Origin of the sequence: Methylobacterium sp. Leaf89 (assembly GCF_001422215.1) — a bacterium.
Lineage (GTDB): Bacteria > Pseudomonadota > Alphaproteobacteria > Rhizobiales > Beijerinckiaceae > Methylobacterium.
In genome coordinates this window covers 327,547-333,546 of record NZ_LMML01000030.1, presented here as the reverse complement: position 1 = coordinate 333,546, position 6,000 = coordinate 327,547, and the positions used below count along the sequence as shown (strand labels likewise).

The window sequence follows — 6,000 nt, the reverse complement described above, 5'->3', positions numbered from 1 at the left end:
CCGCCAGGTGCGCGACACCGAGTTCGCCGTCGTCCGCGCCGGCCTGAACTACAAGTTCGGCTCGTACTAAGCCGACACTTCGGGTCTCGAGACGGAGAAGCCCGGCCGCAAGGCCGGGCTTCCTTCGTTTGGGGCTTCACCCTGTGAGGCGCTCGCGCGGATACGGGACTCCCGCCCGCGAAACGAAAAAGCCCGGCTTCGCGCCGGGCTCTTTGCATTTCAGGACCACGCCGCGGCCGCCGGGTCGGCGACCAGGCGAGCCAAGGGCTCAGGCGCTGGCCTGGATCCAGCGGGACAGATCGCCCTTCGGTGCTGCGCCGACCTTCTGGCTCGCGAGCTGGCCGTCCTTGAAGATCAGCAGTGTCGGGATCGAGCGGATGCCGTACTGGGCGGCGATTCCCGGGTTCTCGTCGACGTTGACCTTCGCGATCTTCACCTTGCCCTGGAGATCCGCCGAGATCTCCTCAAGGGCCGGGCCGATCTGGCGGCAGGGGCCGCACCACTCGGCCCAGAAATCTACTACGACCGGCTCCGCGGACTGGAGAACGTCCTGCTCGAAGCTCGCGTCGGTCACTTTCACCGTCGCCATGGGGAAACTTCCTTTCCGGTTCCGCGCCTGCGGACCCACCTCTTCGCCGTCATCGCGCCGCGAGACTGTGCGCTATCGACCAGACTTGGCGATGGCGCGGGGAACGGTCAAGGCATCCCGCACGGTAAGCAGGGCTGACATCCATCGGGAACGGGGATTGTCCACGGCCCCCGCGCCGCCCGCCCAAGCGATCCGCACTGTCCAAACCCTCGTCAAAGCGTGTCCGTCGCCCCATGTCCCTCTCGTCCCTGCCCCGGCGGGCCGATCGGCCGGCCGACGGGGCTCGATCCGCAGCCGGTCCCGGGACCGGCATGGAGGAACATCCGACGTGAAGCGCACCCCGTATCGCCTGCTCGCCACCGCAGCCCTCCTCAGCCTCGGCACAGCCGTCCATGGGCAGGAGCCGGCAGGGACCGAACCCAGGCAGCCCCGGGTGGGCGGCGATGCCTTTGCGGCACCCACCAGCCCGGCGACCGGCAACAGCCCGGCGGAGACGGAAGCACCGAACGCGCCTTACAAACCCCTCCTGCCGAACCAGACCCGGGCCCCGAAGCCCGAGGTCGCCACCAAGGTGAAGACCGAGGTGGTGGCCAAGGGCCTCGACAGCCCCTGGGCGATGGAGTTCCTGCCGGACGGCCGGATGCTCGTGACCGAGAAGGCTGGCAAGCTGCGGATCGTCGCCAAGGACGGCACGCCCGGTCCGGCGATTCCGGGGGTGCCGAAGGTCGACGCGCGGGGTCAGGGCGGTCTGCTGGACGTCGCCCTCAGCCCGAGCTTCCCGGCCGACCGGCGGATCTATCTCAGCTATTCGGAGCCGCGCGAGAAGGGCAACGGCACCAGCGTGCTCCGCGCCAAGCTGATCGAGGAGAACGGCGTCGCCCGTCTCGACGAGGTCAAGGTGATCTTCCGGCAGATGCCGACCTATGACGGCGACAAGCATTTCGGCTCGCGCCTCGTGTTCGCGCCCGACGGCAAGCTGTTCGTCACGGTGGGCGAGCGCTCCGACAAGGCCACCCGTGTCCAGGCGCAGGATCTCACCAGCGGGCTCGGCAAGGTGTTCCGCATCGACACTGACGGGAATGCGCCCAAGGACAACCCGTTCTCGGGCGGCGAGAAGGCCAAGCCCGAGATCTGGTCCTATGGACACCGGAACGTCCAGGCGGCCGCCCTCGACCCGCAGGGCCGGCTCTGGACCGCCGAGCATGGCCCGAAGGGCGGCGACGAGCTCAACCGGCCTCGCCCGGGCGTGAATTATGGCTGGCCCGAGGTCACCTACGGCCTGGAATACAGCGGCGAGAAGATCGGCGAGGGCAGGACCCAGGCAGGCGGGACCGCGCAACCGGTCTATTACTGGGATCCAGTGATCGGGCCCTCGGGGATGGCCCTCTATACCGGTGACGCCTTCCCGGACTGGAAGGATGCCTTCCTCATCGGTGGCCTCGTCAGCGAGGGCCTCGTCGCGGTGAAGCTCGACGGCGACAAGGTCGTGACCGAAGAGCGTATTCCCCTGCAGGCCCGCATTCGGGATGTCCGGGTCGGCAGCGACGGTGCGGTCTACGCCGTCACCGAGGGAGCGGACGGCAAGATCTTGAAGCTGACTCCCGGCAGCTGAGCCCCCCATCTCAGCCCGACGGCCCGGCGGCATGGCCGCCTGCCTTAAGGTGACGGGATCAGGCGGAACCGCACCCGCTCCAGGGTCCGCCCGAAAGCCGCGGGCTCGTCCAGGGCGCGCGCCAGGACAAGCCCTCCTTGGATCGCCGCGATGGCCTCCTCGGCGAGGTCGGCCGCCGCCTCCGGGCCGTGTCCGCTCCGCCGCAACGCAGCGGCCAGCGCATCACGCCAGGCCGCGAAGTATCCGGCGATGCGCGCGCCGAACCGATCCCGTCCCCCCGTCAGGGCGAAGGCCCCGACGAGGCAGGCCCGGCCGCCGGAGCGAAAATAGGTGTCGGTTTCCGACAGCATCCGGGTGATCGCCGCACACGGATCGGCCTCTTCGCGCAACGGCGCGTAGATTCGGGTCTCGAACCATGCCTCGATCGCCGCGAGCACGGCCTCCGCCATCTCCGCCTTCCCCCCCGGGAAGGCGTGATAGAGGCTCCCCTTACCGAGACCGGTGCGTGCCCCGAGAAGCGCAAGGCTGGCGCCCTCGTAGCCGCGCTCCCGGAACACCTCGGCGAGGACCGGGATCGCGGCCGCCCGGGCGCCCTCCCCCTGTCCCATGCCGAGATCCCTAGAGACCAAGCTCTGTCAGGCCCGGGTGATCCTCCGGACGCGGCGCGGAGCGGTCCCACCGGAACTTGCGCTCGGATTCGGGGATGGCGAGATCGTTGATGCTGGCATGACGGTCGCGCATCAGGCCGTTCGCGTCGAAGGCCCAGTTCTCGTTGCCGTAGGCGCGGAACCATTGCCCGGACGCATCGCGGAATTCGTAAGCGAACCGCACCGCGATCCGATCGCCGCCGTGAGCCCAGATTTCCTTGATCAGGCGATAATCCAGTTCGCGTGCCCACTTGCGCTGGAGAAAGGCGACGATGGCGGGGCGACCGGAAAAGAACTCCGCCCGGTTCCGCCAGCGGCTGTCCGGCGTGTAGGCGAGCGCGACCCTCTCGGGGTCGCAGCCGTTCCAGCCGTTCTCGGCGGCACGCACCTTCTGGATTGCGGTTTCCCGGGTGAAGGGCGGCAGCGGCGGACGCGCTTCGGACATGACGGCATCTCCCTCGTCCATGATCGACGCCTCGGCATCTGTACCGATCGGTACAAACGCCTGCACGAATCGTCAAGCGTGTCCGAGGATCGTGAGCCAGACGATGGTCGTGACGATCGCCAGCAGGGTCGAGAGCATCACGGCGGCGGCGACCACGCCGGTCTCGGTCTTATAGCGCGAGGCCAGCAGATAGGCGTTGATCCCCACGGGCATGGCCGCGAACAGGGTCGCCACGCCGGCATAGGCCGGCGGCATGGTGAAGACATGGAAGGCCAGCACCCAGACCGCGAGGGGATGGATCACGAGCTTCAGCCCGGTGATGACCATGGCGCTGGGCAGGTCGTGCAGGACCCGGTAGCGCACGAGCCCGGCTCCGAGGGCGATGAGCGCGCAGGTCGAGGCTGTCCCCGCCAGGGCGTCGACCAGGGACTTGACCATGCCGGTGGGGGCGAGCCCGAGCCCCTTTAGGGCGAGTCCGGCGATGAGCGCCAGGAAGATCGGATTGCGCAGGAGAACCAGGGCGAGACCGCGCAGGCGCCTCAGGATCGAGGCCTGCCCGTCCGCCTCGATCAGAAAGGTCGCGCAGCCCATCATGAGGGGCAGGTGCACAGCCAGCAGCATGAAGAGTGGGAAAGCCCCCTCCTCGCCATAGGCCTGGAGGATCATGGGCACGCCGATGAAGACGGTGTTCGACTGGCTGGAGGCGAAGCCGTGCAGGATCGCGCCGCGCCGCTCCACGCCCTTGCGGCGCAGGCTGAGGAGGGAGCCGACCAACCAGGACAGCCCGGCGCCGCCGAAGTAGCTGACCCAGTAGGACGGCGTGATCTCGCCGGTCAGGCCCGGGCGCGTCAGCGTGGAGAGGATGAGGGCCGGAACGGCGATCGAAAAGACGTATTCCGACAGGCCGTCGCTGACCTTGTCGGACAGGAAGCCGGCCAGGGCCGCGATCCAGCCGATCAGGATCAGCCCGAAGATCGGGGCGACGAGCGACAGGATGGTCATCGAAGGCGAGCCGGTGCTCCAACGCGAACGGTCGCCGTACGCGCTGAGCGTGCGGCGACCGTTCGGGAACCTGGACGGAGGCGTTGTGGGGGACCGCCGGCGGTGCGCGCCGGAGTGATTCGATCCCGCCGAAGCCTCAGGCGGCGGCGGGGGCCTCGACTTCGGCGAGCTTCTTGTGCAGCTCGCGCTTGAGGAGGCGGGCCGTCTGCGACAGCTCGATCTCGCGGGCCTTGATCAGGAAGGCGTCGAGACCGCCACGGTGCTCGACCGAGCGCAGGGCGTGAGCGGTGACGCGCAGGCGCACCCGGCGCTTGAGCGCGTCCGACTGCAGCGTGACCTGGCACAGGTTCGGCAGGAACCGGCACTTGGTCTTGCGGTTCGAGTGGCTCACGAGGTGGCCGGTCTGCACGGCTTTGCCCGTGAGTTCGCAACGGCGCGACATTGTTCTATTTCCCGTCTCGTTCCGCATGTCCGACAGGCTGGCGGGAAACCAGAACCGCGTCGCGGCAAACGGCTTCTCGCACGCCAGGCCCGGTGGAGCGGCGTTCTCGTTGAAGGCGCGAGCCTATAGGGGACTGTGCCCCTTGGCGTCAAGGTCCGAGGCGATCTTTCGCGCCGTTCCGCGGACCGGCGGCCCGCGGCGTGCAAGCCTGGCTGTTCCGTGCCCAACGATGTGTTAACCATGAAGGCGGACGATGCCGGCGAGATGTCTCCGGTCCGTTCGACCGGAGACCGACAGCCAACCCCGAGTCCCCAGCCATGTGCGGCACCCGCAAGCGCCCCGCCCCGCTCTTCCTCCTCGGCGCCAGCCTGCTGACGCTCGCGGCCCTGCTCGCCGCCCCGGCGGCGGAAGCCCGCGCCAAGGCCGGCCGGTCGGCCTCCAAGACGGCCGCCGCCGTCACCGTAGACTACGACATCGCTCTGGCCGGCCTCACCATCGGGAACGCCCAGGTGGCCGGCGCCTTCGAGGGGTCCGGCTACCGGATGGACGTCTCGGCGCGCCTCACGGGCCTCGCCGGCGTGGTTACGGGCGGCATGGGCTCGGCCCGCGCCAGCGGCGCCATCGCGGCGGCGCCGCAGCCCAATACCTTCGCGATCGCCACCAAGACCACGAATTCCGGAATCGCCGTGCGCATGGCGCTCGCCCGTGGCACCGTCACCCAGGCGGAGATCACCCCGCCCCTCATCGACATGGGCGACCGGGTTCCGATCACCCCCGCCAACAAGCGCGGCGTCATCGATCCGGCGAGCGCCCTGATGATGCCCGTGCAGGGGCGCGCTGACCCGATGGACCCGGCCAACTGCAACCGGACCCTGCCGATCTTCGACGGTGCGACCCGGTTCGACGTCGTGCTGAGCTACGGCGAGACCCGCAGCGTCGCCAAGCCCGGCTACAATGGTCCCGTTCTGGTCTGCAACGCGCGCTACACGCCCATCGCCGGCCACCGTCCGGATCGGCCGGGCGTGAAATTCATGGAGGACAACCGCGAGATGTCGGTCTGGCTCGCGCCGGTCGAGGGCACCCGCGTGCTCCTGCCCGTGCGCATCGCGGTCCGAACCACCGTCGGCACCAACATCATTGAGGCGACGCGCTGGACGCAGACCGGCGGACAGCAGGGTAGCACCACGGCGTCGGCGCCGGGCACTCCCGTCACGCAGGCCAGCCTGGCCCAGTGAGACGGCGCGCCGAATCGCGAATCGACCG

At 69.2% G+C, this 6,000-nt stretch carries 7 protein-coding genes; 2 read left to right on the top strand and 5 right to left on the bottom strand.

Annotated features, from left to right (window positions below; translation table 11 throughout):
* Positions 1-268: 268 nt before the first annotated feature.
* A complete protein-coding gene (gene trxA, locus ASF18_RS21700) occupies positions 269-589 on the bottom strand; it encodes a thioredoxin (protein ID WP_055956782.1) in 321 nt (106 codons plus the stop codon).
* Between the two features lie 433 nt (positions 590-1,022).
* Here trxA and ASF18_RS21695 point away from each other — a divergent pair, with 433 nt between their 5' ends.
* Positions 1,023-2,201 (top strand): PQQ-dependent sugar dehydrogenase, encoded by a 1,179-nt coding sequence (locus ASF18_RS21695; protein ID WP_244472804.1) that lies wholly within the window; start codon positions 1,023-1,025, stop codon positions 2,199-2,201.
* 44 nt (positions 2,202-2,245) lie between these two features.
* Here ASF18_RS21695 and ASF18_RS21690 read toward each other — a convergent pair whose 3' ends face one another.
* From ASF18_RS21690 to rpmB, 4 genes are all read right to left on the bottom strand, one after another.
* Positions 2,246-2,809 carry a TetR/AcrR family transcriptional regulator gene (locus ASF18_RS21690; RefSeq protein ID WP_056355222.1) on the bottom strand — a complete coding sequence of 188 codons (564 nt, stop codon included), beginning with the start codon at positions 2,807-2,809 and terminating at the stop codon, positions 2,246-2,248.
* A 10-nt stretch (positions 2,810-2,819) separates the two neighbouring features.
* Positions 2,820-3,293 (bottom strand): nuclear transport factor 2 family protein, encoded by a 474-nt coding sequence (locus ASF18_RS21685; protein WP_056212347.1) that lies wholly within the window; start codon positions 3,291-3,293, stop codon positions 2,820-2,822.
* Positions 3,294-3,365: 72 nt separating this feature from the next.
* Positions 3,366-4,295 carry an AEC family transporter gene (locus ASF18_RS21680; protein ID WP_056355219.1) on the bottom strand — a complete coding sequence of 310 codons (930 nt, stop codon included), beginning with the start codon at positions 4,293-4,295 and terminating at the stop codon, positions 3,366-3,368.
* A 136-nt stretch (positions 4,296-4,431) separates the two neighbouring features.
* On the bottom strand, positions 4,432-4,737 hold the full coding sequence (rpmB, locus tag ASF18_RS21675; protein ID WP_056278414.1) for a 50S ribosomal protein L28: 306 nt from the start codon (positions 4,735-4,737) through the stop codon (positions 4,432-4,434).
* Between the two features lie 317 nt (positions 4,738-5,054).
* On the opposite strand from rpmB, the gene ASF18_RS21670 reads away from it, so the two are divergent.
* A complete protein-coding gene (locus ASF18_RS21670; protein ID WP_056355215.1) occupies positions 5,055-5,972 on the top strand; it encodes a DUF3108 domain-containing protein in 918 nt (305 codons plus the stop codon).
* Positions 5,973-6,000: the final 28 nt, after the last annotated feature.